This window comes from Streptomyces sp. NPDC032745 (assembly GCF_055579465.1).
The window spans coordinates 560,927-585,921 of sequence record NZ_JBVING010000003.1 but is presented as its reverse complement, the minus strand read 5'-3'; the positions used below and the strand labels follow the sequence as shown (position 1 = coordinate 585,921).

Below are 24,995 nucleotides of genomic sequence, written 5' to 3'. Positions count from 1 at the left end.
GGTGCGCCGCGGGCGGCCCGGGGCCCGCCCAAGGGCCGCGCAGGGACGGGCCGAGGGATGGGCCGAGTGCCGGGCCTCAGCCGTCGGCGCCGAGGATCAGTCCGGATGTCGGGACCCCGGTACCGGCGGTGACCAGGGCACGGGCGGCTCCCGCCACCTGGTTGACGGAGGTGCCGCGTAGCTGGCGGACGGCCTCGGCGATGCCGTTCATGCCGTGCAGGTACGCCTCCCCGAGCTGTCCCCCGTGGGTGTTGAGCGGCAGCGCGTCCGCGGCCACGAAGTCGGCGGCCTCGCCGGGCTTGCAGAAGCCGAACTCTTCCAGCTGCATCAGGACGAAGGGGGTGAAGTGGTCGTAGAGGATGCCGACGTCGATGTCCGAGGGCCTCAGTCCGCTGGTCCGCCACAGCTGCCGGGCGACCACGTCCATCTCCGGCAGCCCGGTGAGGTCGTCGCGGTAGAAGGAGGTCATGGCCTCCTGGCGGCGGCCGGCGCCCTGCGCGGCCGCGGTGATCACGGCAGGAGCATGACGCAGGTCCCGGGCCCGCTCCGTGCTGGTGACGATCACCGCCTGGCCGCCGTCCGTCTCCTGGCAGCAGTCCAGCAGCCGCAGCGGTTCGACGATCCAGCGCGAGGCGGCGTGGTCGGCGAGGGTGATGGGCTTGCCGTGGAAGTACGCGGCGGGGTTGTTCGCGGCGTGCCGTCGGTCGGTGACCGCGACATGGCCGAAGGCCTCGGGGGTCAGGTTGTAGGCGTGCAGATAGCGCTGGGCGGTCATGGCCACCCAGGAGGCCGGGGTGAGGAGCCCCCAGGGCAGCGACCAGCCGAGCGCCGCGCCCTCCGCCGAGGGCTCGCGCTGCTGCACGCCGGAGCCGAAGCGGCGGCCGGAGCGCTCGTTGAAGGCGCGGTAGCAGACCACGACCTCCGCGACCCCGGTGGCGACGGCGAGGGCGGCCTGCTGGACGGTGGCGCAGGCCGCGCCGCCGCCGTAGTGGATGCGCGAGAAGAAGGAGAGGTCCCCGATGCCGGCGGCCTGGGCCACGGTGATCTCGGGGCTGGTGTCCATGGTGAAGGTGACCAAGCCGTCGACGTCGGCGGGGGTCAGACCGGCGTCGTCCAGGGCGGCGTGCACGGCCTCCACGGCGAGCCGCAGCTCGCTGCGGCCGGAGTCCTTGGAGAACTCGGTCGCGCCGATGCCGGCGATGGCGGCGCGCCCGCCGAGTGTGTCGCGGTGCCGGACGCTCATGCCGCCACCTCCGCGGTGACCGTGCCGGTGACGTGGTGGCCGATGCCGTTTGCGCCGACGACCCGGACCTCCACCGTGTTCCCGTCGACGGCGGCCACGGTGCCGGTCAGGACCATGGTGTCGCCGGGGTAGTTGGGGGCGCCGAGGCGGATGGCCACCTTGCGCAGGACGGCGCCCGGCCCGAGGCGGTCGGTGATGTACCGGCCGACCAGGCCGTTGGTGGTCAGGATGTTCATGAAGATGTCCGGGGAGCCCTTCTCGCGCGCGAGCGAGGCGTCGTGGTGCACGTCCTGGTAGTCGCGGGAGGCGATCGCGCCCGCGACGATCAGCGTGCGGGTCACCGGGATCTCCAGCGGCGCCAGTGTGTCGCCGACGTTCATGCGTGGTCCCCCTCGGATACGGCGTGGTCGGACAGGAGTGCGCCCAGTTCGGCCAGCAGCTCGCTGCCGCAGCCCAGGTACGCGTCCAGCTGGCGCCCCCAGAGGAAGTGCCGGTGGACGGGATGGTCCAGGTCGGCGCCCATCCCGCCGTGCAGGTGCTGGCCCGCGTGCACGACCCGCTTGCCCGCCTCCGAGGCCCACCAGGCCGCGGTCAGGGCGTGCTCGCGCGCCGGAAGTCCCTCGTCGATCCGCCAGGCGGCCTCGTACGCGGTGACCCGGATCGCCTCCGTGTCCATGTACGCGTCGGCCGCGCGCAGCATCACCCCCTGGTTCGTGGAGAGCGGCCGGCCGAACTGCTCGCGGGTGGAGGTGTACTCGACCGCGCGGGCCAGGGAGCCTGCGCACACCCCCGCCTGCAGCCCGGCGAAGGCGGTGCGGGCAGTGGCCAGGACCTCCTCGTAGGCCCCGCCATCCCCCAGCGGTTCCGCCTCGGACTCGGCCAGGGTGAGCCGGCCCGCCGACCAGGGGGCCGTGGTCTCCACGTCTGCCGTCCCCACGCCGGGCGCGTCCGTCCGTACCAGCCACAGCGCCCGGTCGGCGTCCGGGACCAGTACGTGCGTGGCATCGCGCAGCCAGGGCACGACGGGGACCGTCCCGGTCAGCCGGCCGTCCGGCGAAGCGGTGATGCGGCCGCGGGCCGGAAAGGCGCCGGTGGCGACCGCCTCGCCCGAGCCCAGGGCGGGCAGCAGCCGGGCGCGCTGCTCGGCGCTGCCGTGCGTGGCGACGGGCAGGATCCCGTACACGCAGGTGGCGGCGTACGGGGCCTGCGCGGTGGTGCGGCCCAGCTCCTCCAGCAGCAGCACCAGGCCGAGCAGGCCGACGTCCTCCACGGCGGCGGTCAGACCGGCGGCGGTGAGCGCCTTCCACAGTTCGGCATCGCTGCCGGTGCCGGCGGCGGCGAGGCGTTCGTGCGTGGCGAGGTCGCGGAAGATCCGGGCGGCGAGTCCGGCTGCCGCTGCCTGCTCCTCGGTGGGGTGGAAGTCCATCAGCCCTCGCTCCCTCGGAAGACCGGCAGTTCCAGGTCCTCGTCGGCCCGCAGGAACTCCAGTTGCACGGGCAGCCCGATGCGCACCTTGTCGTAGGGGACGCCGGTGATGTTGCTGACCATCCGGACGCCCTCGGCGAGTTCGACGAGGGCTACCGCGTACGGGCCCGCCGCGGCAGCGGCGTGTTCATGCGCAGTGAACGCCGGGAAGGGCGGGTGGTGCATGACGACGTAGCTGAACACCGTGCCGGCGCCGGAGGCCTCGACGGTGTCCCAGTCCAGGCTCGCGCAGGCGTTGCAGCCGGGCAGCCAGGGGAAGCGGAGGGTCTCGCAGGCGGTGCAGCGCTGGATCAGCAGCCTGTGGTCCGCGACCCCGTCCCAGAATCCCTGGTTGTCGCGGTTGACCACCGGGCGGGGGCGTCGGGCCGCGGGCTTCTTCCCGCGCGGGGCGGCGGGCACGTACTTGAGGATCCGGAAGCGATGGGTCCCGGCGAGTTCGCCGTCCGCGCGGACGTCCATGCGAGTGGTCACGAAGTGGCCGGTGCCCAGCTTGGTCGTCTTGCGCGGGGACACCGACTCGATGACGGCGTCGTAGGTGATCGTGTCGCTGGGGCGCAGCGGACGCAGGTACTCCTGCTCGCAGTCGGTGGCCACCACGGAGGTGCAGCCCGCGTCGTCGAGCAGCCCGAGGAGCTCGTCGTAGGCGGAGGAGCGGTCGCCGTGGCCGGAGAGCCCACCCATCGTCCAGGCCTGGAGCATGGTGGGCGGGGCGATGGCGTCCGGGCCTGTGTAGGCGGGGTCGGTGTCGCCCATCGCCTCGCACCAGTGCCGGATCATGGGCAGGTTGACCGGGTCCTTGCCCTGGCCCGCGGTGGCTGCGGGCTGCCCCTCGAAGGCCTTGAGCAGCGTGTGGAACAGGGCGGCCTCCTCGGCGCCCGCGCCCGCTGCCTGGTCCGCCGTGGCGGTCATCGCTTCCTCCCCTTCATGCCGAGCCGCATCATGGCGACGATCTCCCGCTGGACCTCGCTGACCCCGCCGCCGAAGGTGTTGATCTGGGCGGCCCGGTTCATCCGTTCCAGCTCGCCGCCGGCGAAGGCCGCAGGCCCCCGTACGAGAGCCTCCTCGCCCACCACCTCCTGGCACATCCGGTACACCTCGACGGTGGACTCGGTGCCGAGGAACTTCACGCCACTGGCGTCGCCGGGGGCCAGCGCGCCGCTGCCCACGTCCTGGACGAGGCGCCAGTTGAGGAGGCGTACGGCGGCCAGCCGGGCATGGGCCTCGGCGAGCCGGGACTGCACCCAGGGCAGGTCGGCGGGGCGTTCGCCGGTGACCGGATCGGGGGTGCGGGCGTGGCGGAGCGCGCCCGTGTAGAAGTCCTCCGCCTGCATACCGATGGCTGCGAGGGCCACGCGCTCGTGGTTGAGCTGGTTGGTGATCAGTCCCCAGCCGCCGTGCTCGGGGCCGACGAGGTTGCCGGCGGGCACGCGGAGGGAGTCGTAGTACGTCGACGTGGTCGTGAGGCCGCCGACCGTGTCGATCGGGGTCCAGGCGAAGCCCGGGGCGTCGGTGGGCACCAGGATGATCGAGATGCCCTTGTGCTTGGGGGCGTCGGGATCGGTGCGGCAGGCGAGCCAGATCCAGTCCGCGTTCTGGGCGTTGGAGGTGAAGATCTTCTGCCCGTCGACGACCCAGTCGGCTCCGTCGCGTACGGCGCGGGTGCGCAGCGAGGCGAGGTCCGTGCCGGCCTCGGGCTCCGAGTAGCCGATGGCGAAGACGGTCTCACCGCGGAGGATCCGGGGCAGGAAGTAGTCCCTCTGCTCCGGGGTCCCGTACTTCATCAGGGTCGGGCCGACGGTGTTGAGGGTGACCATGGAGACGGGGGCGCCGGCCCGGTAGGCCTCGTCGAAGAACACGAACTGCTCGTCCGGGCCGCGCCCTTGGCCGCCGTACTCGACGGGCCAGCCGAGGCCGAGCAGTCCGTCGGCGCCGATGCGGCGCAGCAGTGCGCGCTGGGCGACGGGGTCCTCGGGAGGCCCGTCCGGCAGCAGATCGTGGAAGTACTCCCGCAGTTCGGCGCGGAGCCGCAACTGGCCTTCGGTCGGGGCGAGGTGCACGGCGCTGGCCTCCCGGCATCACATCATCGAGTGAACCTGACTGTCCGTCAGATTCCCTGTCGATGTCAAGGTCGGGAGAACCCGGAAGGGGCTCGGCCGGATCGTCGTCCGGACGCGCGAGGGCGCCTGCCCCACCGGACCCCAGCCGGTCCGGTGGCACAGGCGCCCTCAAGACTCAGAGGACCCGGGGAGCGTCTACCACCAGGGGTGGAGGTTGACCGCGAGGTTGCCCTGCTGGATCGCCGTGAAGGCCGAGCCGTTGACCTGCGCGGTGTTGTTCTGGTTGGACGCACCCGAGCCGGTGGCGACCTGCTGGGAGGTGGACGAGTTGCCGTGGTTGTTCCCACCGACACCGCTGCCGATGATGCTGGCGACGCTCGCATTCGATCCGTCGTTCGCGAAGGAGCCGTTGTCGGCCGAGGCCACACCGCCGAAGAGGGCGACGGCGAGGGGGAGAGCGGCGACAGCGGCGAAGACGCGGGCGGTACGGATGCTTGCCATGTCTGAATCCTCCAGAAAACCGAAGTGGGAGTTCCTCCAAGGCAGTTGGCCGACCGCCTCGGTCGTTCTGTGTGGTGACGACGTCGCGAGACCAGAGTTGCCCACCGAATCCCCGGCGAACCACCCCGGAGCCCACGATTCCCCCGCAAGCATGAGCAACATCGGATAAACCTCGTTCGCGCCCCGACACCGCAGGTCAGCGGCTCGGAGGGGGCTGAAACCTCCGCCACGCATGAGGCGAAACGTTCCCTCAAACTCTTGTGCGCCGGGCATGCCGAAAAGGGCCGCGTCGTCCGGGAACCCCACCGTCTCCCGGGCCTGCGGCCCCGCAATGCCAAGCTTCACGCCCCCTGCACGCCCCCGGCGCCCGCCGGGGCCATCCCACCCGTGCCCCGCTCCGGGGGCACACCTCCGGCGCGATCCGCGGTCGCGACCTGCCGACCGGGCTCCAGCGCCTGCTGGTGTTGGTGTTGCTGCCGTTGCTGCTGTCGACTCCGTGCTGCTCACTGCGTACTGCGTACTGCGTACTGCGTGCGCGTATCGCATGCGCGTATTGCGTATTGCGTATTGCCGGCCAGGTACGGGTACCGCCCGCTACGTCCGTTCGAGGTGCGCGATGCGTCTCGTACGGGCGCTATGCGACCAGCCCGAGCTCTTCTCGACCGGCTCCGAAGGTCCCCCCGGCCAGCGAGGCGGCGGTGGTCGAGCGGCGGACCGACGGGGCCTTGCCGTGCGCCTCGGCGCGGATGCGCTGCTTGATGGTCGGCGGGAGCGATCCGCCCCGCATCATCGCCCGCCAGGTCCGGCGCCCCATCGGACGGGCGGGTCGGCGCACGGCGGCGTCCGCACGGCGGGAAGGAGCAGCGGCGGGGGCGCCGGAAGCGACGGCCGAGGCGGCCTTGGCGGCCTTGGCGCCGAACCCGAGCGAGGCCAGCAGCGCCACGAGGGCGGCGACCACTGCGGTCCAGATCGACGTGACGGTGATGCGGTGAGCCATGACGGGGTCCTTCGTTTCGCGATGTTCCGACGGGCGGATCTGCATACATTCGTCATGATGTATTCGCAACCGCAGCACCCCCACCACGCGCGCCGATCTTCCGACAAACACCACTCAAAGGGCGCAACGCCACCCGCCGGCCGACGCTGACGCCGCCAAGAGCCGGGAGGGCCCCGTCGGCTCGAGGTGTTCGACGCAGCCCCGGAGACGCTCGGGCGGACCCGTCAGGCGAGCTTGGCGGCCAGGACGTCTACCGGGAGGATCTCGGGGGCCCCGGCCAGCAGCTTCGGGGCGTTCTCCATGAGAGCCGCGGCGATCCTCCCCTGGAGATGGGCGGTGCGGTCCTCGTCGCTGCCGAAGGCGTCGAAGACGCCGAACGTGGTCGGGCCGAGCCGCAGCGCAAACCAGACCGTGGTGCCGGTTTCTTCCTCGGCCAGGGCCAGGGCGCCGGTGAGCAGGCCCACGCGGGTGGTGTCGGGGACGGAAGGGCTGGGCATGAAGGTCTCCTTCTGAGGGGGCGTACCGCGCCGCGGGATGCGCGCCACGCGATGGGTGCTGTGCGGTGCGCGCCGTGCGGTACGACCACCGCAGGAGCGGGCGCCCGGCCGCGCTCAGTGGCAGATCCAGACCTCGGTGCTGGTCATGGACGACCTCTTCGGCTCCGGGCCGGCCACGGTCCTCGACGTCCTGCAGACGGCCAATGAGCTGCGCGCCGAGCTGCCCCATCCCCCGGCGCGCTGGGAGCTGACCCGGGTCAGCGGCTCCGGCGCCGTACGCACCGCCTCCGGGCACGTGATCGAAGCCGTCGCCGTCGAGGACGCGCCCCGGCCCGATCTCCTCGCCGTGCCCGGCGCCGGCCCCGAGCAGCCGGACCACTGCTGGACCGGGTGGCGTGGCGGAGCGGGGGCCGGAACGCGAGGCCCTGCGGCAGGCACGGGCCGACGGCATCCCCCTGGCCGCGGCCTGCACGAGCACGTTCCTCCTCGCCGAGGCGGGGGGGCCTGGACGGGCTCGGCGCCAACACCAGTTGGTGGCTGGCCCCGGCCTTCCGGCAGGCCTACCCGCGCGTGGCACTGGACGAGAGCAACATGCCGGCCCACGCCGACGGGGTGATCACCGCAGGTGCCGCCATGGCCCACCTCGCGCTCGCCCTGGTCCGGCCCAGACCATCCGCCTCGAGCAGGCCCAGGCACCACCCCCGGCCGCTTCCGCACCCCGGACGCACCCCGCCCATGACGAAGGGGCGCCCCCCTGACGGGGGACGCCCCTTCCGGTCAGCGACGCCGACCTGATGCGGTGGGTGTGGGATTTGAACCCACGGTGACTCGCGCCACGACGGTTTTCAAGACCGTTCCCTTAGGCCGCTCGGGCAACCCACCTGGCCGGTACAGAGTACCGGCAGGTGGGGGGCGGCTGGGTCAGGAATTCTGGGCCTTGTCGTACGCCGCCTTCGCTTCGTTGCCGAAGTACGGGCCGAACATCCGGTTGGGCAGGAAGGTGTAGCCGAAGCTGTTCACCGAGACCTGGGTGCCCAGGCCCGTGGACTCGTTGAAGTCCTGGAACCAGGGGCCGCCGCTGGAGCCGCCGGTCATGTTGCAGCCCAGGCCGTGGTCCTTGGTCAGCAGGAAGTCCTTGCCGGAGTTCCCGCTGCAGTAGACCAGCTTGGTGCCGTCGTAGGGCGCGGCCGCCGGGAACCCGAAGGAGTACATCTTCTTGTTGTAGCCGCCGTTGAACAGGATCCCCTGGGCACCGACGACCTGGCTCAGCTTCTGGCCGTTCAGTGGGGCGACGACGGCGAGGCCGACGTCCATGTTCATGTCCTCGCTGGCGGCCCACTGGTCGGTGGCGAAGGTCTTGGTGGCCGACCACTGGCCGTAGGGCGCGTTCCCGTTGTCGTACGCGGGGACGAAGATCCAGTTGGTGTGCCAGGTGCCCTGGTACTTCACGCAGTGGCCGGCGGTGATGACCGTGCTGCCGTTGGCGCTGCTGATGGAGTCGCCGGAGCAGGATGCGGTCCGGTCTCCGAAGGTGAAGAAGACCCGGCCCGATGTCTTGACCACCGCGCCGCCGCCCGTCCACGCGCCACCCGCCTGCGGGAACGCCGTCGGGGAGGCCGCCGCGGACGGCGCCGCGGAGGACGCCGCCGTCGGGGCGACCGCCGTGGGCCGGTCCGAGGCCGCGACCCGCGCACGCCCGGCGCCGGGGGCTGCCGTCACGTCCAGCGGGGTGGCGCTGCGCATCCGCTCGGCGGTCCAGAAACCCTGGCTGGGCTGCTGCTTGAACGAGGCCGGGGCGTCTGCGGCGGCCGAGGGGGTGGCCGACGTCAGCGCGCCCGCGATCAGGGCGCCCGCCGCCATGAGGACCGATGCTGCCGTGCGATGACGATTCACGCAGGACTCCTTCTGCCGTGCCCGGTCCCGTCGGAGCGGGCAGGGTGGGGGTGAAGAGCTGTCGGTGCGGATCGGCCGCAGAGTCGCACGCGCGGCACGAGAAGTCAGGAGACGGTCGGAACGTTCGGTCGGTTCCGGCCAGGAATTGGCGAACTCCCGTCGATGGAAGGTGGCCGCGGGTCACATCGTCAGCAGCACTCCCGCGTACGAGACGCCGGCCACCACGATCCAGGCGCCGAGCCCCAGTACCGCGGCCCGTCCGCCGGTCTTGGCCAGCCGGGGGAGGTCCACCGCACTGCCGAGTCCGAACAGGGCCGCCGCAAGCAGCAGTTCCTGCATGGTGTGCGCCCACACCAGTGCCGCGTCGGGCAGCACCCCGGTGGCGCGCAGCGCGGCCGCGGCCAGGAACCCGGCCACGAACAGCGGCACCGGCGCCGGGCGGCGGCCCGAGGACGTGCGCACACCCTGCCGGCGTGCCCGTACGGAGAAGGCCACGGCGGCCACCAGCGGGGCCAGCAGGGCCACCCGCATCAGCTTGACCAGGACGGCCTCGCCGAGCGCTCCCGGGCCCGCCGTCTGGGCGGTGGCGACCACCTGGCCGACGTCGTGGACGCTCGCGCCGACCCAGCGGCCGAAGGCCGGGTCGGAGAGCCCCAACGGGTCCTGGAGGAGGGGGAGGACCGCGATGGCCAGCGTCCCGCACAGGGTCACCAGCGCCACCGAGGCGGCCACGTCCTCCTCGTCGCTGCCGGACACCTGGCTCACCGCGCCGATCGCCGAGGCCCCGCAGATGGAGTACCCGGTGGCGATCAGCAGCGGCTGGTCGCCGGGGAGCCCGAGCCTGCGGCCCAGCCAGAGCGTGCCGAAGAAGGTCGCGGCGACCACCGCGGCCACCATCGCCACCGTGGCCCAGCCCAGCCGGAGCACCTGGTCCAGGCCCAGGCCGAGGCCCAGCAGAACGATGCCGATCCGCATCAGCCGCCGCCCGGCCAGCGAAAGCCCTGGCCGGGCTGCTCCGCGTACGACCTCGCGTATGCCCGGGAGATGGGCCACCGCGATGCCGAGGACCACCGACGCGGTCAGCATGGGCACGTCGGGCACCAGCCGGTGCACACACCACGCCACCAGCACGCCCACGGCCGCCAGCCCCAACCCCGGCCAGGACGAGGATGTTTCACGTGAAACACGCCCTGCGCCTTCTGTCTCCGCCCCGCGTACCGGGCGGTTCAGCAGGGCCATCAGTCGGTGGGGAGCGTATAGACGCGGCGGACGCTGCTGCCCAGGCGGATGACGTCGGCTCCGTAGACGTGAAGGGATATCGCCGTGGTGCCACAGGAGTTGCGGACCTTGTGGATATCGCCGGGCGGGGCGAATCCGCAGACGTCGCCGGGGCCGTTGACCACCTGCTCGGTCGCCACCAGCCGGGCACAGGACTCTCCGGCGGCGGGAGCCAGCCGGTAGCGGAGCTCGCTCTCCTCGCCCTCGTGCACCCCGGCCACGCACCAGGAGACGTGGTCGTGGATGGCGGTCTCCTGGCCGGGCAGCCACACCAGGGCGACCACCGAGAAGCTGCCGTCCGGCTCCGCGTGCAGGACGTGCTGCCGGTACCGGTCCGGGTGCCCTTCGCGCTGCTCGGGGGTGAGCAGGTCGGCCGTGCCCAGGTGCGGGGCGACGCGCTCGCCGACGAGGTAGGCAGTCACGTCCGGGGCCAGCCCCCGGTCCACGACCGTACGGATCTCACTGACGAGGGCGGCCATCCTCGCGGTCGTACGGGCCGGCGTAGTGGTGGTCATATGGGCAGCGTCGGACAGCCGTCCCATCACGTCCAACGACAGTTCTCACCTGAAATCCCAAGCAGTGCTTATGGATTCGGGGAAGGAGCCGCCAGACGGTCAGCAGCCCACGCGGTTGGAGGCCGCCTGCTTCAGCGCGTTGAGGACCACGGACGTCGCCGGGATCCGCAGATGGTCGCGGTAGACGTGCGCGGCGATGTGCCGGCGCGCGGCGGGCTGCAACGCCCGTCCGCACACCTTGTTCAAGGAGAGGGAGGGAAGCACCAGTGCGGGCATCATCGCCACGCCGAGGCCCTGCCCGACCATGCTCTGCACCACCAGGTTGTCGTCCGTGGCGAACCGGATGTCGGGCACGAAGCCCAGCTCGGCGCACTCGTGCAGCAGGTTCGCCCGGCAGCGCGGACAGCCGGCGATCCACCGCTCCTCCGCCAGGTCGGCCAGGTGCACGGCCCGCCGCCGGGCCAGTGGGTGCCCGGTCGGGAGCAGCACCGTCAGCTGGTCCTCCATGAGTCTGACCTCGGCGACCTCCTCCGGAATCTCCTCATGGAGCCCGGGATAGGTGAAGGCGAGGGTGATGTCGCACTCCCCGCGCTCCAGCCGGCGCAGCGACTCGGGGGGCTCCCCTTCCAGCAGCTCGACCTGGATGCCCGGATGCTCCTTGGCCAGGCTGCTCAGGGCCTCCGGGACGAGCGTGACGTTGGCGCTGGGGAAGCCGCACAGCCGTACCCGCCCGGTGCGCAGGCGTGCGTACGCCTTGAGCTGGGCCTCTGCGGCGGAGAGACTGCCGAGGATGGACTCGGCGTGCCGGGCCATGGACTCCCCGGCCTCGGTGAGCTGCATCTTTCGGCCGACCCGGGTGAACAGCGGGGTGCCGACGGCGCGTTCCAGCGCCTTCATCTGCTGGGTGACAGCAGGCTGGGTGTAGCCGAGAACGCGAGCGGCCGCCGAGTATGACCCGTTGGTGACCACTTCGTGGAAAGTACGTATGTGCCGCGAATCGAACACGTGGGAAGCATAAGCGGACATTGGGAGGGTCCGTAGGCGTATTCGCGCCCACGGACCCTCGCCATCAGGCCAGCGGTCCCGGCCGGTCCTCGCGCGCGGGGACCGGCCGGGGAACCGTGGTTACTTGTCGCCGACCCGCGAGCCGAGCGTGATGTCGACGGTGTTCGGCTTGCCGTCGCGCAGGTAGGTCAGCTTCACGACGTCGCCGGGCTTGTGCGTCCAGATCTCACTGATGAGGGTCGGGCCGCTGTCGATCGACTTGTCGCCGAACCGGGTGATGACGTCGCCGGGCTTGAGGCCCGCCTTGCCGGCCGGACCGTTGGGGTCGACCAGCTCGTTGGCGGGGGCGCCCTGCTCGGAGATCTTGGCGCCGTCGGTCTTGGCCTGGAGGTCCACTGAGACGGAGATGATCGGGTAGACCGGCTTGCCCGTCTTGATCAGCGATTCGGCGACGTTCTTCGCCTGGTTGATCGGGATGGCGAAGCCGAGGCCGATCGAACCGGCCTGCCCGCCGCCGAAGCCGCCGTTGCCGGCCGACTGGATGGCGGAGTTGATGCCGATGACCGCGCCGCGCCCGTCGAGCAGCGGGCCGCCGGAGTTGCCGGGGTTGATCGAGGCGTCCGTCTGGAGTGCGCTCATGTACGAGCTCTTGCTGCCGGAGCCGTCCCCGGAGGCCACCGGTCGGTTCTTGGCGCTGACGATGCCGGTGGTGACCGTGTTCGACAGGCCGAAGGGGGCGCCGATCGCGATGGTCGAGTCGCCGACCGCGACCTTGTCGGAGTCGCCGAGCGGCAGCGGCTTGAGCCCGGCCGGCGGGTTCTTCAGCTTGAGCACGGCCACGTCGTAGCCCTGGGCCCGGCCGACGACCTCGGCCTCGTACTTCTTGCCGTCGGAGAAGGTCGCCGAGAGCTTGCCGCCGTTCGCGGCGGAAGCCACAACGTGGTTGTTGGTGAGGATGTGGCCCTGCTGGTCGTAGACGAAGCCGGTGCCCGTGCCGCCCTCGCCGTCGCCGGCCGAGGCCTCGATGGTGACGACGCTGGGCAGCGCGCCCGCGGCCAGGCCCGCGATGGAACCGGCCTCCCGCTTGAGGTCCTTGGGGGTGTTGCCCGCGGTGATCGTGGTCGAGCCGAAGCCGTTGTCGTTGCGCTCGGCGGCCCAGTAGCCGATGCCGCCGCCGACGCCGCCCGCGAGGAGGGCGGCCACGAGCACCGCGGCGACCAGGCCGCCCTTGCCCTTCGGCTTGGCGGGCGGCATGCCGCCCGCGGTCAGGGGTGCGCCCCAGGCGCCGCCGTCGTGGCCGCCGGATCCGTACGCCGGGACGCCGGGCGGCGGGGGCGGCCAGCCCTCGGCGCCGTGCGCGGCCGGGGCCTGCGGCGCGGCGGCCTGGGCGTAGGCCGGGGCGGGGGTGGGCGGGAGCTGCTGCGTCGGCTCCGCGCCCGGCGCGGGCGTCGGCGGGAGCTGCTGGGTGACGGGCTCCGCGGCGGGCACGGCCGGCGCGGGGGCATGAGTGGCGGCGGCCTGCTCTGCCGTCGGAGCAGGTGCCGTCGGAGCAGGTGCCGGGGCGCCCGCGGGGGCCTCTGCGGCCGGTGCGTGGGCAGACGTCTCGGGGGCGGGAGCGGCCACCGGGCGTGCCGACGGGGCCGCGGGGGGCGTCGGGGCCGCGGTGCCCTCGTTCTCGGTGCTCACAGCGCTCTTCTCCTCGTCACACACGGCTTCAGACAAACTGGCGGTTCGGCCCGACTGAACGTTCGACGTGCCGCACAAGTTCCTGGGAAAAGCCTTCCCCATGACCCGTCAGAGCACTGTAAGCCGGACCTGTGTATCTCCCCCATCCTTTATCTCCGGCATTTCGGTCGCATCCGGAGGGCGGATCCCGACACCGGGCGCCTTCCCGGTGGCACCATGACCCGGTGACCCACGCAATGCCGCCCATCCAGGTCGTCGCCCACCGCGGCGCCTCGGAGGATGCCCCCGAGCACACCCTGGCCGCCTACCGCAAGGCCATCGAGGACGGCGCCGACGCCCTCGAATGCGATGTCCGGCTCACCGCCGACGGCCACCTGGTCCTGGTCCACGACCGCCGGGTCAACCGCACTTCCAACGGCCGCGGCGCCGTCTCCGCCCTCGAGCTGGCCGACCTCGCCGCCCTCGACTTCGGCTCCTGGAAGGACCGCGAGGAGTCCCCCGACTGGGACGCCGACCCCGAGCGCACCTCCGTGCTCACCCTGGAGCGGCTGCTGGAGCTGGTCTCCGACGCCGACCGGCCGGTGCAGCTCGCCATCGAGACGAAGCACCCGACCCGCTGGGCCGGACAGGTGGAGGAACGCCTCCTCTTCCTCCTCAAGCGGTTCGGGCTGGACGCGCCGCCCGCCGAGGGCCCGCACCCGGTCCGCGTCATGAGCTTCTCCGCACGCTCCCTGCACCGGGTGCGGGCGGCCGCGCCGACGATCCCGACCGTGTACCTGATGCAGTTCATCTCGCCCCGGATGCGCGACGGGCGGCTGCCGGCCGGGGTACGGATCGCCGGTCCGGGGATGCGCATCGTGCGCAGCCATCCCGGGTTCATCCGCAGGCTCCAGAGCGCGGGCCACTCCGTACACGTATGGACCGTTAACGAACCGGAAGACGTTCAGCTCTGCGCTGATCTGGGTGTAGAAGCGATCATTACGAACAGGCCGCGCCAAGTTCTGTCACAGCTCGGGCGCTGACGTCCCCTTTTGCCCACCCGTCCCGCAGGTCGCGCACGTGACAGGGTGTGCCCCGGCGCATCCGCTCCGCAATCGCTGGTCATGAATGCGTCAGAGGGCTCTGCTCGGTCGGTTTCCGGTCCAGGCCATTGGGGCATCCAGACCATGGCGTGGGGCTAAGGAGGTTCCGGGGGTGGCGTTGGTGGTGGCACAGGAAGTGCCCACGTCGTCGTGCATGGACGTATGCCATGGTCCTGCGGGCGTGGGCGAGGCGAGACGCCGCATGCGTGAGCAATTGCGTATGAGCGGGGTGTCCGAATCGGTCGTTGACGACGCCGTACTGATCCTTTCCGAACTGCTCAGCAATGCCTGCCGACACGGCAGACCGCTGGGCGCCGGGGAGATCGGGGACGGGGAGATACGCGCCGCCTGGCGCATCGACAAGGCGGGGCGGCTGACGGTCGAGGTCACGGACGGGGGCGGTCCCACCCGCCCGGTTCCGGCCACGCCCTCGGTCACAGCGCGCGGCGGCCGGGGGCTGAACATCATCAGCGCCCTCGCCCAGAACTGGGGTGTCCGGGACGGAGCGGCAGGCGAGGTCACCGTATGGGTGACCGTTGCATGTGGGCCCCGGCACGACGATTTCGCTACGCGCGTTGCGCCCCCGGCGATCGACTTCAGCACGGCCTTCGACGATCTGAATCCGTGACCGGATACCGACGCGGACCCGACCCGGATCCCGGCACGGATCCCCGAGGCGGACCCGACCAGGATCCCCGACAGCAGCACCCGCACCTTCGGCCATCCGAACGAGCGGCCGCCGGGAGCGCACGCCGACCGTGCTCCCGGCCGCATCCTCCCGGTTGCAGCGGTACGAACGGCTAGGCTCGCGCCCAGACACAACGCCGTACCGCCGCAACCGGGAGACACCCACGATGGCCAAGAAGCGCCCCGCAGCCAAGACTGCAAAGCCGCAGCTCAAGAACGGGGAGATCCCGGTGGTGGGCGCACGCGAGCCCTGCCCCTGCGGATCCGGGCGCCGCTACAAGGCCTGCCACGGAGCAGCCGCCGCGCACGCCGTCACCGAGCACGTGGCACGCCCCTTCGAGGGCCTGCCCGGCGAGTGCGACTGGGTCGCGCTGCGCGAGCTCGTGCCCGCGGCGACCATCCCGCTCACGCTCAAGGGCGGCCTGCCCGAGGGCGTCCCCTCCGTCACGCTGGTGACCGTACTGCCCATGGCCTGGCCGGCGCTGCGCCGCGAGGACGGGTCCGTCCTGCTCGGCCTGCAGAACGACTCGACCACCGGGGACCTCTCCCGGGACATGGCCGACACGCTGGAGCGCGCGCTCGTCGCGGAACCGGGTACCCCGATTCCGGCCCGCCGTGTTCCCGCCGAGGGTCCTCGACTTCAGGATCTCCTGGACACGGACGGCGTTTTCGAGCCGGTTGTGCACAGCGGCTTCGAATTCTGGATTCCGGATGCGGAGAGCGCCCAGAGCGCCTCCCCGGAGATCGCCGCCTCCCTCGAGCGCGCCAACGCCGCCGCCATCCCGACGGTCAAGCTGGCCGGCGTGGACGCGGCCTACTGGTGCGAGACCCCGGACAAGAACCACCTGCGCTGGGTCATGCCGCACGCCGAGGAGAAGCTGCTCGACGCCCTTGCGCGGCTGCACTCCGCGGGCACCTCCTCGCTCGGCGAAGGCACCCGACTGGTCGGTTCCTTCCGGGCGCACGGCCTGATGGTCCCCGTCTGGGACCTGCCGACCGGAGTGACCGCCGACGACGTGGAGAAGCCTGCGGCGGAGTTCGCGGAGCGGCTGGCCACGGCCCTGGCCGCGGACGCCCCGCTGACCGCGGAGGAGCGCCGGGCGCGCGGCGGACTCACCAACCGCCAGGTCACGCTCAGCTGACCGCCGGGCCCCTGCAGGACCGGTGACTGGGGTCACAACTCCCGCTAATCGCCTGCAAATCGGTGTCTGAATATCAGAGATCGAATTTGCGAACAGGCGATCTCTTGTTACCGTTCTTGTAGCCCGGTCGCTGGTGCATCCCCCGTCGCCAGCGACCGGGCCCTTCCATTTCCGCCGTCGCTCAACCGTCGGCCGGTGCCGGTGAGTTGCTCCCGGACCGCAGCAGCAGTCGCCCTTCATCATCCGGAACTGCAAACTCCGCAACGGCCGAGTAGGCGTCCGGCGCCCCCGCCGAGTCCTCCCGCGGCGTCTCGCACAGTCCCGGCTCGTCGCCCGCCCCGACCGCGCACCGGATCTGCACCGTGCGCCCCGCGGGCCCCATCACCGTCAGGACGGCGTCCAGGGCGTGCCCGGTGGTGTTGCGGTAGTAGCTCCGGCCCCAGGTCCGCCCCTCGCCCACCAGGATGCAGGTCTGCGCCTCCACGCCTTGCGGGGAGGAGAGTTCGGGGCCGCACCGGGAATCCGTACGGGGCTGCTCGGACGGACCCGGCTGCGACTGCCCGGCCTGCGGATGCCCGGCGTGCCTCGCGGGCGGGGCACCGGGCGCCGGCGCACGGGATCCGCCCGCCGGATCGACCAGCCCGAGCGAGGAGAGCAACCCGCCGCCTTTTCCGTCGTCCTGACCGGCGAAATCCGGTCCGGCGATCGCTCCTGCCAGCGGGAGCGACAAGATGATCAGCACACCCGCGCTGATACCGATCAAGCGGAGATTCATTCGGCGAACATAGCGATGCTGGAATGGGGCGCGGAGATCCCCGCGCCCAATTCCCTTGGAAACTCGTCGCACTGGCACCCGTACGAGTGATCCGCGGGCGCCCGGCGCGCCGCTGCGGCCGCTCGCGCGCGGGCCGTACGCCCACCGTGCGTGATCAGTACGCGAGCCGGCTGCCGCCGCCGGAGGCCCCGCTGCTCGCCTCGACCAGTGCGTCCACGACGGCCTCGATCTCCGGCAGCCAGAGTCCCCCGGCATCCGCGGGCTCGCGCTCCCACCGCACCTGCCCGCCGCCGGACGCGGGGGAGGGCGGGAGCAACAGGTAGCCGCCCTCGCCGTGGAAGCGCAGCGCGGAGGGCACGTGGTCCTTGGCGTACAGGAGTTCGCCGAGCCGCTCCAGCGAGTACGGCGCGACCAGGAGCGACCACCGGGTGGGGGTGGCCACGATCGGGCCCAGCCGCATCCCCTGCGCGTCCAGCCGTACGACGGCCCGCGCGGCCGCGGCGGCCGGCAGGCTCACGGCGCACGGCGCGGACCCGCCGGTGGCCAGCAGCACGGGTGCGGTGGGCCGGTTGGTCCACCACCAGGCCACCATCCGGGGGTCGGTGGTCGCAGCCAGCAGCCCGGGGTCGAAGGGGTGGGCGCCGGGGACGACGCAGTCGGGGTCGGGGCAGGCGCACCGGGTGCTGTCGGCGCCGGAGCGGCCGACGCCGGGCAGCACCGGCCACTGCCAGGCGGTGGCGCAGGTGAGCGCCGCGTCGAAGAGGGCCTGGTCACCGCTCTGCCCGGGGGCGGGGCGAAGGGATTTCAGGCGATTGCGAAGCCGCTGGAGACGCCTTCCGAGGATCTCGCGCATGAGCGCTCGTTCCTTTCCGTTGAACGCCGAGGGCCACATCACACCATGTAACCGGTGTCTCACCACACGTACACGTTTCGCGTCACTGTCCGCCAGAAGCAGGTTCACACGGTTCGTGCAGTTTTCTTACGGGTCCATGAAACGTCCGGCGGGGGCGGAACGCGACCCGCGCCGGTGCCGAGACCGGCTGCCGCCGCTAAGGACGACGGCCCGTGCCGGGCGGTTCCCGGCGACCACCGGGCTGCGCCAACTCTCCCCGGGCACCACCGACTAGGTACCCGGAGCCACTCCGGCGCCTGACCAGTCGATCGCAAAAACCGTCCGCTTCCAGTTCTTTCCGGCCAAGTTCTAGCCTTGGCTGGACAGTGAGTTGCAGCCCCACGGACACCAGGATTCCCACCTGGGCAATGCTGGACATCGATCCTCGTGTGCGTGTAGATGTGGATTCATTGATGGCGGCGCAGCACGATCTGGGGGTTTGCGATGCTATATGGCGAATCGCACCAGGTGGAAAGGCGGACGCCATGAGCGCCCCGCATCTGCCGAAAGTGGCTGGAATCGATCCAGCAGTTACCGCGGTCCCGCACACTGCGGCGCCCACGCCCGCCCGAACAGCCCCCGCACCGGCCCCGGCACCGGTCCCCGCACCGAGCACTCTGATCCAGGACCGCCTGGCGGGGATGGTCTCCGACCTCACCACCCTCCACGAGCTCACCGAACGCCTCGCCCGCGCCCGTGACCTCGACTCCTCCCTCCAGGAGTTCCTGCGCGCCGGAGCCGCGCTCGTCGGCGCCCGCCGCGGCCTGATCGTCCTGGAGCCCTCCGACGGACTCGGCCCGACGGCCACGATCGGCCTCGGCCTCGGCCGTGCGGACCTCGGGCACATCGAGACCGTCCCGCGCGCCGCGACCTCGTACGGCCGGATCCTCGACGGACTCCCCGACGCCCACGGCGGTTCCGAGGTGCTCCCCGAACCCGACGCCGTCCCCGGCTCGAGCGGGTACGGCACCCCGGTCGACCCCCGCCACCGCGAGGTCGCCGCCCGGCTCGGCTACGCCGCGAGCTACGCCTTGCCGCTCACCGCCGAGGCCACCGGCCGGCTCGGCGCGGCCGTCTGGCTCTACGACGAGCAGGCCGAGCCGAGCGACCGCCAGCGCGATCTCGCCGGGCTCTACGTCCGGCACGCCGCCGAACACCTGGCCCGGATGCTCGAGGTGGAACGGTCCCGCAGCCGGCTGGCCACGGTCGCCGAGGAGCTGCTGCCCAGCCGGCTCCCGCGGATCCCGGGCGTCCAGCTCGCCGCCCGCCACCACACCGGACCGCGCGGCGGCGGCGACTGGTACGACGCGCTGCCGCTGCCGGAGGGCGCCCTGGGGCTGGCCGTCGGCTCCGTCACCGGAGCGGGGCCCAGCGCGGTCGCCGCGATGGGGCGGCTGCGGGCGTCGCTGCGCGCGTACGCCGTCATGGAGGGGGAGGACCCCGTCGCGGTCCTGTCCGATCTGGAGCTGCTGCTGCGCCTGACCGAGCCTGCGCGCTGCGCGACCGCGCTCTTCGCGTACTGCGAGCCCGCCCAGCGGAAGATCATCCTGGCCGGGGCGGGACACGCCCCGCCGCTGCTCATCGGCGAACGCCGCACGGAGTACGTGGAGACCTCGCTCTCCGCGCCGCTCGGGATGCTGTCGTGCTGGGAAGCGCCGAGCGTGGAGATCGAACCTGCGCCTGGAGAAACGGTGCTGCTGTACACCGACGGGCTGCTGCGGCGGACCGGCGACCCGATGGACCGGGCCTACGCGCGGCTGCACGCCGCGGCCGCCGGAGTGCCCCGGGGCATCCGGGACGACCCGGCGGCCGTCTGCGACCACATCCTGCGGACGGTGCTTCCGGAGGACGACCCGGCGCTCGCGCCCGCCGGATCCGCGGCCGCCGCGGCCGCCACCGGGACCACCGCCGCCATGGCCGCCACGGAGGACGGGGTGGAGGACATCGTCCTGCTCGCCGCCCGTTTTGACTGATTTATCACACCCGCCGCCGGGCGTCTTCCCCTCGCACATACGATGGATGCGGTCCATACCCGGTCCTGTCGTAGCTGAGGAGAAGACGTGGCTGACGAGCTCACCCCGGAGACCCCGGAAGAAGAGCAGCCCCAGAAGAAGCACAAGCAGCGCAAGAACGGGCTGTACCCGGGCGTCAGCGACGAACTCGCGGAGAACATGCGCACGGGCTGGGCCGACACCGAGCTGCACGGGCTGGAGCCGATCGCCCAGGCCGCGCACACCGCCGCCCGTCGCGCCGCGCTGTCCGCGCGCTTCCCCGGCGAGCGCCTGGTCGTGCCCGCGGGTCGCCTCAAGACCCGCTCGAACGACACCGAGTACCCCTTCCGCGCCTCGACCGAGTACGCGTACCTGACCGGCGACCAGACCGAGAACGGCGTCCTGGTCCTCGAGCCCGCGGGCGAGACCGGCCACACCGCCACCGTCTACCTGCTGCCCCGCTCGGACCGCGAGAACGGCGAGTTCTGGCTCTCCGGCCAGGGCGAGCTGTGGGTCGGCCGCCGCCACTCCCTGGCCGAGGCCGAGCAGCTGCTGGGCATTCCCGCGAAGGACGTCCGCAAGCTCGCCGACGAGCTGGCCGAGGCCGAGGGCCCGGTGCGGGGCGTCCGCGGCCACGACTCCGTCATCGAGACCGCTCTGACCGACAAGGTCACCAAGGAGCGCGACGAGGAGCTGCGCGTCTACCTCTCCGAGGCACGCGCCGTGAAGGACGACTTCGAGATCGGCGAGCTGCAGAAGGCCGTCGACTCCACCGTCCGCGGCTTCGAGGACGTCGTGAAGGTCCTGGACAAGGCCGAGGCCACGTCCGAGCGCTACATCGAGGGCACGTTCTTCCTGCGCGCCCGCGTCGAGGGCAACGACGTCGGCTACGGCTCCATCTGCGCCGCCGGACCGCACGCCTGCACCCTGCACTGGGTCCGCAACGACGGCGACGTCCGCTCCGGCGACCTGCTGCTGCTCGACGCCGGTGTGGAGACCCACTCCCTCTACACCGCCGACGTCACCCGCACGCTGCCGATCAACGGCACGTACACCGACATCCAGCGCAAGATCTACGACGCGGTGTACGAGTCCCAGGAAGCCGGCATCGCGGCCGTCAAGCCGGGTGCGAAGTTCCGTGACTTCCACGACGCCTCTCAGCACGTCCTCGCCGAGAAGCTCGTCGAGTGGGGCCTGCTGGAGGGCCCGGTCGAGCGCGTCCTGGAGCTCGGCCTGCAGCGTCGCTGGACCCTGCACGGCACCGGCCACATGCTCGGGATGGACGTCCACGACTGCGCCGCCGCGCGCACCGAGGCGTACGTCGACGGCACGCTGGAGCCGGGTGTGTGCCTCACCGTCGAGCCCGGTCTGTACTTCCAGGCCGACGACCTGACCGTGCCCGAGGAGTACCGCGGGATCGGCGTCCGGATCGAGGACGACATCCTGGTCACCGAGGACGGCAACCGGAACCTGTCGGCCGGGCTGCCCCGTGCCTCGGCCGATGTCGAGGCCTGGATGGCGCGCCTCAAGGGCTGATACCGGCTGGCCGCGACGGCCGGCCTGCGAAGGCCGACCTCAGGCGGCTGACCTCCGATGGGCGGGATCTCGTACGCGAGTCCCGTCCATCGGCGTATCCGGGAGGACTTGGGCGGCTACGACGCCTTCAGCAGCGCTCCCTCACGCCATTTCAGGATCTTGTCGAAGCTGACCACCGCACCCCGGCCCGGCCGGTTGCGGAGCCTGACGTGGTCGGCGAGCTCCGCGATCAGCCACAGGCCCCGGCCGTGCTCGCTCTCCGACGGCTCGGAGGGGCCGGCCGGCGGGGGTCTGCGCCCCGCGACCGTCGCCGCCGGGAAACCCGGGCCCGAATCGGTCACCTCGATGCGGCAGCAGTCCCCGTCCAGGTACGCCGTGACGCGGTACGCCGCGCACGCCTCCGGATCCGGTTCCGCGCCGACACCGGCTTCGGCCGCCGGGCCGCCGTGCTCCACCGCGTTCGCGCACGCCTCGCTCAGTGCCACCGACAGATCGAAGGAGATGTCCGGGTCCACCCCCGCGGTCTCCATCGTCCCCAGCAGCAACCGCCTGGCGAGCGGCACGCTCGCGGCTTCGCGCCTCAAGTGGAGAGACCACCAGATGCTCATACGGGTACCTATTGCCGCCCGCGGGGGTGCGTAAGCGCCCGGCGGGCGCCACAGCCCTCATTCGGCCGATGCGGCACTCCCGGGCAGCGGTGTATGCGGCGGCTCACGGGCCTCCACACGGCGCGGACACCCGAGGTGAAGCCCGCGTACAGGGGCACTCACGACCTTCCGGACCTGCCGTATGGACGGCGTGAGCTCAGTGCGATGATGGCCCGGCCATGACTGTCCCCCACGCGACGCCCGCCGGAGCCGGCCTCCGGCTGACCCGGGCCGCGGTGTTCACCGCGGTCTGCGTCGTGCTGTCCGCGGCCGGGCACGCACTGGCGTCCTGCGCCATCGTTCCCTGGTGGGCCCTCGTCATCGCCTTCCTCGCCGTGTTCGCGGTCGCCGCCCCGCTCGCGGGACGCCGGCGCTCGCTGCCCGGCATCGCCGCCGGGCTCGCCTTCGGGCAGCTCGGACTGCACGCCGTGTTCGGCCTCGCCCAGCACGGTGACGCCGCGGCCCAGGCACCCGCCGGCACCGACACCTCGCTCGCGGCGCTCGCCGCCCGGCTGGTCTGCGGGGGCAACTCCGTTCCGCTCAGCCCGGCCGACGCCCGGCAGATCCTGGAGACCGCCGGACTGGACCCGGCCGCCATGACGGCCCAGGCCGCAGGGCAGGCCGCGGCGCAGGCACATGCCGGCCACGCGCACATGGCCCAGGCCTACGCGGCGCCCGCCACCGGCCTGTTCAGCACCGGCATGCTCGTCGGCCACCTGCTGGCCGCGCTGGCCGCGGGCTGGCTGCTGGGGCGCGGCGACGCCGCCCTGTTCCGGCTCGTCGAGCTGTCCCGCACCTCCGCCGAAGCCGATCCGGTACGCCCGCTGCGCGCCGCGCTGGCCTTCGTACGCGCCCTCGGCGCCGGGCTCGCGGGCACGCCTGGCGGTACCCCGCAGGCCACCGGTAGCGCTGCCGAACCCGCTGCCCACACCGGCCGGGAGACACTCCAGCACACGGTGATCAGGCGCGGGCCGCCCTGCACGGCACTCGCCCTCGCAGCCTGACGCGGCACCCCCTCCCCGGAGCACCCGGCGGAAGAACCGGTGCCGCGAACTCCGCGCGCGCCCGTGCGCGGAGCCACCGTCACCACTGCCCCCGTGGAGTGTTTCTGCCATGAAGACCTCTCGCGTCTCCTTCGCCGCCGCCCTTGCCGCCGGCGCCGTCCTCGTCCTGTCCGGCCCCGCCTTCGCGCACGTCAGCGTGCAGCCCGGCGAGGCCGCCAAGGGCGGCTACGCGACGATCAACTTCAAGGTTCCGAACGAGCGCGACAACGCCTCGACCACACAGCTGGAAGTCAACTTCCCCGTGGACCAGCCCCTGACGTCCGTCATGCCGCAGGACATCCCCGGCTGGACGTCGAACGTCGAGAAGACCAAGCTCGACAAGCCGCTCACCGTGCACGGCAAGCAGGTCAACGAGGTCGTCACCAAGGTGACCTGGAGCGGCGGCAAGATCGAGCCCGGCAAGTTCCAGCAGTTCCCGGTCTCCGTCGGCAAGCTGCCCGACAGCGCCGACCAGATGGTCTTCAAGGCGATCCAGACGTACGACAACAACGAGATCGTCCGCTGGATCGAGGAGACCAAGGAAGGCGCGGCGGAGCCGCAGAACCCGGCGCCCGTCCTGAAGCTGACCGCGGCCAAGGCTGCCGACGGCCACCACGACGACAAGAACGCCACCGCCACCAAGGACGACCACAGCCACGACGAAGCCGCCGCGGACGCCTCCGACACGACCGCGCGGGTCCTCGGCGTCGCAGGCATCGTCATCGGACTCGGCGGTGTCGCCTTCGGTGTCGCCTCGCGTCGCCGCGCCTCCTGACCCGACGCGGCCACAGGCCGTATCCCCGTATTCAGAACGTGCGCGCAGCCGGCCCGCCCTCGTGGCCGGCCCGCCCGCACCACATACCCGATCCCAGGGACATTTCTCCATGCGCACCACACGTGTGACGGCCGCCGCCCTCGCGGCAGCGGCCGCGCTCACCCTCACCGCCTGCGGCGGTGAGCCCACCAAGACCAACGCGGTCACACAGATCACCGGCCAGTCCAAGGCCGGTACCGCCACGGTCCTCGACCGCCCCTTCGACAAGCCGGAGCTGGTCCTGACGGACACCACCGGCAAGCCGTGGAACCTGCGCGAGCAGACCAAGGGCAAGCCGACGCTCATCTACTTCGGCTACACCAACTGCCCCGACGTGTGCCCCCTGACGATGAGCAACATCGCCGTCGCCAAGAAGGCACTTCCCAAGGCCGACCAGGAAAAGCTCCAGGTCGTGTTCGTCACCACCGACCCCGAACGGGACACTCCCGACTCCCTCGGCGCGTGGCTCAAGGCCCAGGACCCGTCCTTCACCGGACTGACCGGGGACTTCGCCACCATCCAGGCCGCCGCGCGCAAGCTCGGCATCGGTATCGAGGCCGCCAAGAAGGAGGCCGACGGCAGCGTCGTCTCCATGCACGGCGCCCAGGTCATCGCGTTCTCGCCCAAGACGGACGAGGGGTACCTCCTCTACGGCGAAGGCAGCACCGTCGACGACTACACCAAGGACCTGCCGAAGATCATCAAGGGAGAGAACCCGTGAACGCCCGCACCACCCGCACCCTCGCCGCCGCACTCTCCCTGACGGCAGCGCTCGCCATATCCGGATGCTCCTCGGACTCCGACTCCGGCTCCGCCGCCAAGGCCGGCGCGGACAAGCCGAGGATGACGGTCACCGGCGCCTTCATGCCGGAGCCCGTGAACGACAAGATGGCCGGCGCGTTCATGGTCATCAAGAACGACTCGAAGACGGCCGACAAGCTCACGGCCGTCACCAGCCCGCTCTCGGACGATCTGCAGATCCACGAGACCAAGGACCAGAAGATGCAGCAGGTCGCGGCCATGGACGTACCGGCCAATGGCGAGCTCAGGCTGGAGCGCGGCGGCAACCACGTCATGTTCATGGGGCTGAAGAACGCGCCGAAGGTCGGTGACAAGGTCACCGTCGAGCTGCACTTCGAGAAGGCCGAACCGGTCAAGGTCGAGCTGGACGTCAAGGAACGGACGTACAACGCCCAGAACACCAGCGCCCACTGACGGACCGAGGTACT

At 71.9% G+C, this 24,995-nt stretch carries 25 protein-coding genes and 1 tRNA gene; 9 read left to right on the top strand and 17 right to left on the bottom strand.

Annotated elements, in window-relative coordinates; translation table 11 throughout:
* Positions 1–76 precede the first annotated feature (76 nt).
* From ACZ5WG_RS10555 to ACZ5WG_RS10490, 14 genes are all read right to left on the bottom strand, one after another.
* Positions 77–1,243, bottom strand: coding sequence for a lipid-transfer protein (locus tag ACZ5WG_RS10555; RefSeq protein ID WP_468722097.1), 1,167 nt, complete (start codon positions 1,241–1,243; stop codon positions 77–79).
* A complete protein-coding gene (locus tag ACZ5WG_RS10550) occupies positions 1,240–1,623 on the bottom strand; it encodes a MaoC family dehydratase (RefSeq protein ID WP_468722095.1) in 384 nt (127 codons plus the stop codon). Before ACZ5WG_RS10550 ends, ACZ5WG_RS10555 begins: the two co-directional genes overlap by 4 nt.
* Positions 1,620–2,669 carry an acyl-CoA dehydrogenase family protein gene (locus ACZ5WG_RS10545; protein WP_468722093.1) on the bottom strand — a complete coding sequence of 350 codons (1,050 nt, stop codon included), beginning with the start codon at positions 2,667–2,669 and terminating at the stop codon, positions 1,620–1,622. The genes ACZ5WG_RS10550 and ACZ5WG_RS10545 overlap by 4 nt, the downstream gene beginning before the upstream one ends.
* Positions 2,669–3,637, bottom strand: coding sequence for a bifunctional MaoC family dehydratase N-terminal/OB-fold nucleic acid binding domain-containing protein (locus ACZ5WG_RS10540; RefSeq protein WP_468722091.1), 969 nt, complete (start codon positions 3,635–3,637; stop codon positions 2,669–2,671). Before ACZ5WG_RS10540 ends, ACZ5WG_RS10545 begins: the two co-directional genes overlap by 1 nt.
* Complete coding sequence (locus ACZ5WG_RS10535) at positions 3,634–4,785, bottom strand: acyl-CoA dehydrogenase family protein (protein ID WP_468722090.1); 1,152 nt, start codon at positions 4,783–4,785, stop codon at positions 3,634–3,636. The genes ACZ5WG_RS10540 and ACZ5WG_RS10535 overlap by 4 nt, the downstream gene beginning before the upstream one ends.
* Positions 4,786–4,980: 195 nt before the next feature.
* A complete protein-coding gene (locus ACZ5WG_RS10530; RefSeq protein WP_468722089.1) occupies positions 4,981–5,286 on the bottom strand; it encodes a hypothetical protein in 306 nt (101 codons plus the stop codon).
* A 634-nt stretch (positions 5,287–5,920) separates the two neighbouring features.
* On the bottom strand, positions 5,921–6,283 hold the full coding sequence (locus tag ACZ5WG_RS10525) for a DUF6344 domain-containing protein (protein ID WP_468722088.1): 363 nt from the start codon (positions 6,281–6,283) through the stop codon (positions 5,921–5,923).
* A gap of 224 nt (positions 6,284–6,507) precedes the next feature.
* Entirely contained in the window at positions 6,508–6,780 is a 273-nt protein-coding gene (locus ACZ5WG_RS10520; protein ID WP_468722086.1) for a putative quinol monooxygenase, read from the bottom strand.
* A 797-nt stretch (positions 6,781–7,577) separates the two neighbouring features.
* Positions 7,578–7,662, bottom strand: a tRNA-Ser gene (locus tag ACZ5WG_RS10515).
* Between the two features lie 39 nt (positions 7,663–7,701).
* Entirely contained in the window at positions 7,702–8,673 is a 972-nt protein-coding gene (locus tag ACZ5WG_RS10510) for a trypsin-like serine peptidase (protein ID WP_468722085.1), read from the bottom strand.
* A 180-nt stretch (positions 8,674–8,853) separates the two neighbouring features.
* Complete coding sequence (locus tag ACZ5WG_RS10505) at positions 8,854–9,912, bottom strand: YeiH family protein (RefSeq protein ID WP_468722083.1); 1,059 nt, start codon at positions 9,910–9,912, stop codon at positions 8,854–8,856.
* Positions 9,912–10,466, bottom strand: coding sequence for a cysteine dioxygenase family protein (locus tag ACZ5WG_RS10500; protein ID WP_468722082.1), 555 nt, complete (start codon positions 10,464–10,466; stop codon positions 9,912–9,914). The genes ACZ5WG_RS10505 and ACZ5WG_RS10500 overlap by 1 nt, the downstream gene beginning before the upstream one ends.
* A 99-nt stretch (positions 10,467–10,565) precedes the next feature.
* Complete coding sequence (locus tag ACZ5WG_RS10495) at positions 10,566–11,471, bottom strand: LysR family transcriptional regulator (RefSeq protein ID WP_468722081.1); 906 nt, start codon at positions 11,469–11,471, stop codon at positions 10,566–10,568.
* A gap of 120 nt (positions 11,472–11,591) precedes the next feature.
* A complete protein-coding gene (locus ACZ5WG_RS10490; RefSeq protein ID WP_468722079.1) occupies positions 11,592–13,157 on the bottom strand; it encodes a S1C family serine protease in 1,566 nt (521 codons plus the stop codon).
* 236 nt (positions 13,158–13,393) lie between these two features.
* On the opposite strand from ACZ5WG_RS10490, the gene ACZ5WG_RS10485 reads away from it, so the two are divergent.
* The 3 genes from ACZ5WG_RS10485 to ACZ5WG_RS10475 all read left to right on the top strand — a co-directional run bounded on the left by ACZ5WG_RS10485 (position 13,394) and on the right by ACZ5WG_RS10475 (position 16,068).
* Positions 13,394–14,179: a glycerophosphodiester phosphodiesterase gene (locus ACZ5WG_RS10485; protein ID WP_468722292.1), complete on the top strand. Its 786-nt coding sequence runs from the start codon at positions 13,394–13,396 to the stop codon at positions 14,177–14,179.
* Positions 14,180–14,264: 85 nt separating this feature from the next.
* On the top strand, positions 14,265–14,867 hold the full coding sequence (locus ACZ5WG_RS10480) for an ATP-binding protein (RefSeq protein WP_468722077.1): 603 nt from the start codon (positions 14,265–14,267) through the stop codon (positions 14,865–14,867).
* A gap of 226 nt (positions 14,868–15,093) precedes the next feature.
* Positions 15,094–16,068: a DUF5926 family protein gene (locus tag ACZ5WG_RS10475; protein ID WP_468722075.1), complete on the top strand. Its 975-nt coding sequence runs from the start codon at positions 15,094–15,096 to the stop codon at positions 16,066–16,068.
* Between the two features lie 181 nt (positions 16,069–16,249).
* Here the strand turns inward: ACZ5WG_RS10475 and ACZ5WG_RS10470 are convergent, their stop codons facing one another.
* Positions 16,250–16,843 (bottom strand): hypothetical protein, encoded by a 594-nt coding sequence (locus tag ACZ5WG_RS10470; protein ID WP_468722074.1) that lies wholly within the window; start codon positions 16,841–16,843, stop codon positions 16,250–16,252.
* A gap of 154 nt (positions 16,844–16,997) precedes the next feature.
* Entirely contained in the window at positions 16,998–17,696 is a 699-nt protein-coding gene (locus ACZ5WG_RS10465; RefSeq protein ID WP_468722073.1) for a bifunctional DNA primase/polymerase, read from the bottom strand.
* A gap of 407 nt (positions 17,697–18,103) precedes the next feature.
* Between ACZ5WG_RS10465 and ACZ5WG_RS10460 the strand changes: the two genes are divergently transcribed.
* Together ACZ5WG_RS10460 and ACZ5WG_RS10455 are read left to right on the top strand one after the other, a co-directional pair.
* Positions 18,104–19,708, top strand: coding sequence for a PP2C family protein-serine/threonine phosphatase (locus ACZ5WG_RS10460; protein WP_468722072.1), 1,605 nt, complete (start codon positions 18,104–18,106; stop codon positions 19,706–19,708).
* A gap of 87 nt (positions 19,709–19,795) precedes the next feature.
* Positions 19,796–21,262, top strand: a complete 1,467-nt coding sequence (locus ACZ5WG_RS10455) for an aminopeptidase P family protein (protein WP_468722071.1) — start codon at positions 19,796–19,798, stop codon at positions 21,260–21,262.
* A 116-nt stretch (positions 21,263–21,378) separates the two neighbouring features.
* On the opposite strand, the gene ACZ5WG_RS10450 is transcribed toward ACZ5WG_RS10455, so the two are convergent.
* Positions 21,379–21,870 carry an ATP-binding protein gene (locus ACZ5WG_RS10450; protein ID WP_053785428.1) on the bottom strand — a complete coding sequence of 164 codons (492 nt, stop codon included), beginning with the start codon at positions 21,868–21,870 and terminating at the stop codon, positions 21,379–21,381.
* A 218-nt stretch (positions 21,871–22,088) separates the two neighbouring features.
* Between ACZ5WG_RS10450 and ACZ5WG_RS10445 the strand changes: the two genes are divergently transcribed.
* From ACZ5WG_RS10445 to ACZ5WG_RS10430, 4 genes are all read left to right on the top strand, one after another.
* A complete protein-coding gene (locus tag ACZ5WG_RS10445) occupies positions 22,089–22,913 on the top strand; it encodes a hypothetical protein (RefSeq protein WP_468722070.1) in 825 nt (274 codons plus the stop codon).
* Positions 22,914–23,022: 109 nt separating this feature from the next.
* Positions 23,023–23,727 (top strand): YcnI family copper-binding membrane protein, encoded by a 705-nt coding sequence (locus ACZ5WG_RS10440; RefSeq protein ID WP_468722068.1) that lies wholly within the window; start codon positions 23,023–23,025, stop codon positions 23,725–23,727.
* 109 nt (positions 23,728–23,836) lie between these two features.
* Entirely contained in the window at positions 23,837–24,487 is a 651-nt protein-coding gene (locus tag ACZ5WG_RS10435; RefSeq protein WP_468722066.1) for an SCO family protein, read from the top strand.
* Positions 24,484–24,981 (top strand): copper chaperone PCu(A)C, encoded by a 498-nt coding sequence (locus tag ACZ5WG_RS10430; RefSeq protein WP_468722065.1) that lies wholly within the window; start codon positions 24,484–24,486, stop codon positions 24,979–24,981. The genes ACZ5WG_RS10435 and ACZ5WG_RS10430 overlap by 4 nt, the downstream gene beginning before the upstream one ends.
* Positions 24,982–24,995 lie beyond the last annotated feature (14 nt).

What these genes read in the sequence shown, in the direction of transcription:
- ACZ5WG_RS10550 (WP_468722095.1), bottom strand. Translation starts at nt 1,623, where the DNA reads ATGAACGTCGGCGACACACTGGCGCCGCTGGAGATCCCGGTGACCCGC.
- ACZ5WG_RS10505 (WP_468722083.1), bottom strand. Translation starts at nt 9,912, where the DNA reads ATGGCCCTGCTGAACCGCCCGGTACGCGGGGCGGAGACAGAAGGCGCA.
- ACZ5WG_RS10465 (WP_468722073.1), bottom strand. Translation starts at nt 17,696, where the DNA reads ATGCGCGAGATCCTCGGAAGGCGTCTCCAGCGGCTTCGCAATCGCCTG.
- ACZ5WG_RS10545 (WP_468722093.1), bottom strand. Translation starts at nt 2,669, where the DNA reads ATGGACTTCCACCCCACCGAGGAGCAGGCAGCGGCAGCCGGACTCGCC.
- ACZ5WG_RS10530 (WP_468722089.1), bottom strand. Translation starts at nt 5,286, where the DNA reads ATGGCAAGCATCCGTACCGCCCGCGTCTTCGCCGCTGTCGCCGCTCTC.
- ACZ5WG_RS10445 (WP_468722070.1), top strand. Translation starts at nt 22,089, where the DNA reads ATGACTGTCCCCCACGCGACGCCCGCCGGAGCCGGCCTCCGGCTGACC.
- ACZ5WG_RS10485 (WP_468722292.1), top strand. Translation starts at nt 13,394, where the DNA reads ATGCCGCCCATCCAGGTCGTCGCCCACCGCGGCGCCTCGGAGGATGCC.
- ACZ5WG_RS10470 (WP_468722074.1), bottom strand. Translation starts at nt 16,843, where the DNA reads ATGAATCTCCGCTTGATCGGTATCAGCGCGGGTGTGCTGATCATCTTG.
- ACZ5WG_RS10435 (WP_468722066.1), top strand. Translation starts at nt 23,837, where the DNA reads ATGCGCACCACACGTGTGACGGCCGCCGCCCTCGCGGCAGCGGCCGCG.
- ACZ5WG_RS10520 (WP_468722086.1), bottom strand. Translation starts at nt 6,780, where the DNA reads ATGCCCAGCCCTTCCGTCCCCGACACCACCCGCGTGGGCCTGCTCACC.
- ACZ5WG_RS10500 (WP_468722082.1), bottom strand. Translation starts at nt 10,466, where the DNA reads ATGACCACCACTACGCCGGCCCGTACGACCGCGAGGATGGCCGCCCTC.
- ACZ5WG_RS10525 (WP_468722088.1), bottom strand. Translation starts at nt 6,283, where the DNA reads ATGGCTCACCGCATCACCGTCACGTCGATCTGGACCGCAGTGGTCGCC.
- ACZ5WG_RS10450 (WP_053785428.1), bottom strand. Translation starts at nt 21,870, where the DNA reads ATGAGCATCTGGTGGTCTCTCCACTTGAGGCGCGAAGCCGCGAGCGTG.
- ACZ5WG_RS10540 (WP_468722091.1), bottom strand. Translation starts at nt 3,637, where the DNA reads ATGACCGCCACGGCGGACCAGGCAGCGGGCGCGGGCGCCGAGGAGGCC.
- ACZ5WG_RS10475 (WP_468722075.1), top strand. Translation starts at nt 15,094, where the DNA reads ATGGCCAAGAAGCGCCCCGCAGCCAAGACTGCAAAGCCGCAGCTCAAG.
- ACZ5WG_RS10460 (WP_468722072.1), top strand. Translation starts at nt 18,104, where the DNA reads ATGCTGGACATCGATCCTCGTGTGCGTGTAGATGTGGATTCATTGATG.
- ACZ5WG_RS10440 (WP_468722068.1), top strand. Translation starts at nt 23,023, where the DNA reads ATGAAGACCTCTCGCGTCTCCTTCGCCGCCGCCCTTGCCGCCGGCGCC.
- ACZ5WG_RS10480 (WP_468722077.1), top strand. Translation starts at nt 14,265, where the DNA reads ATGCGTCAGAGGGCTCTGCTCGGTCGGTTTCCGGTCCAGGCCATTGGG.
- ACZ5WG_RS10555 (WP_468722097.1), bottom strand. Translation starts at nt 1,243, where the DNA reads ATGAGCGTCCGGCACCGCGACACACTCGGCGGGCGCGCCGCCATCGCC.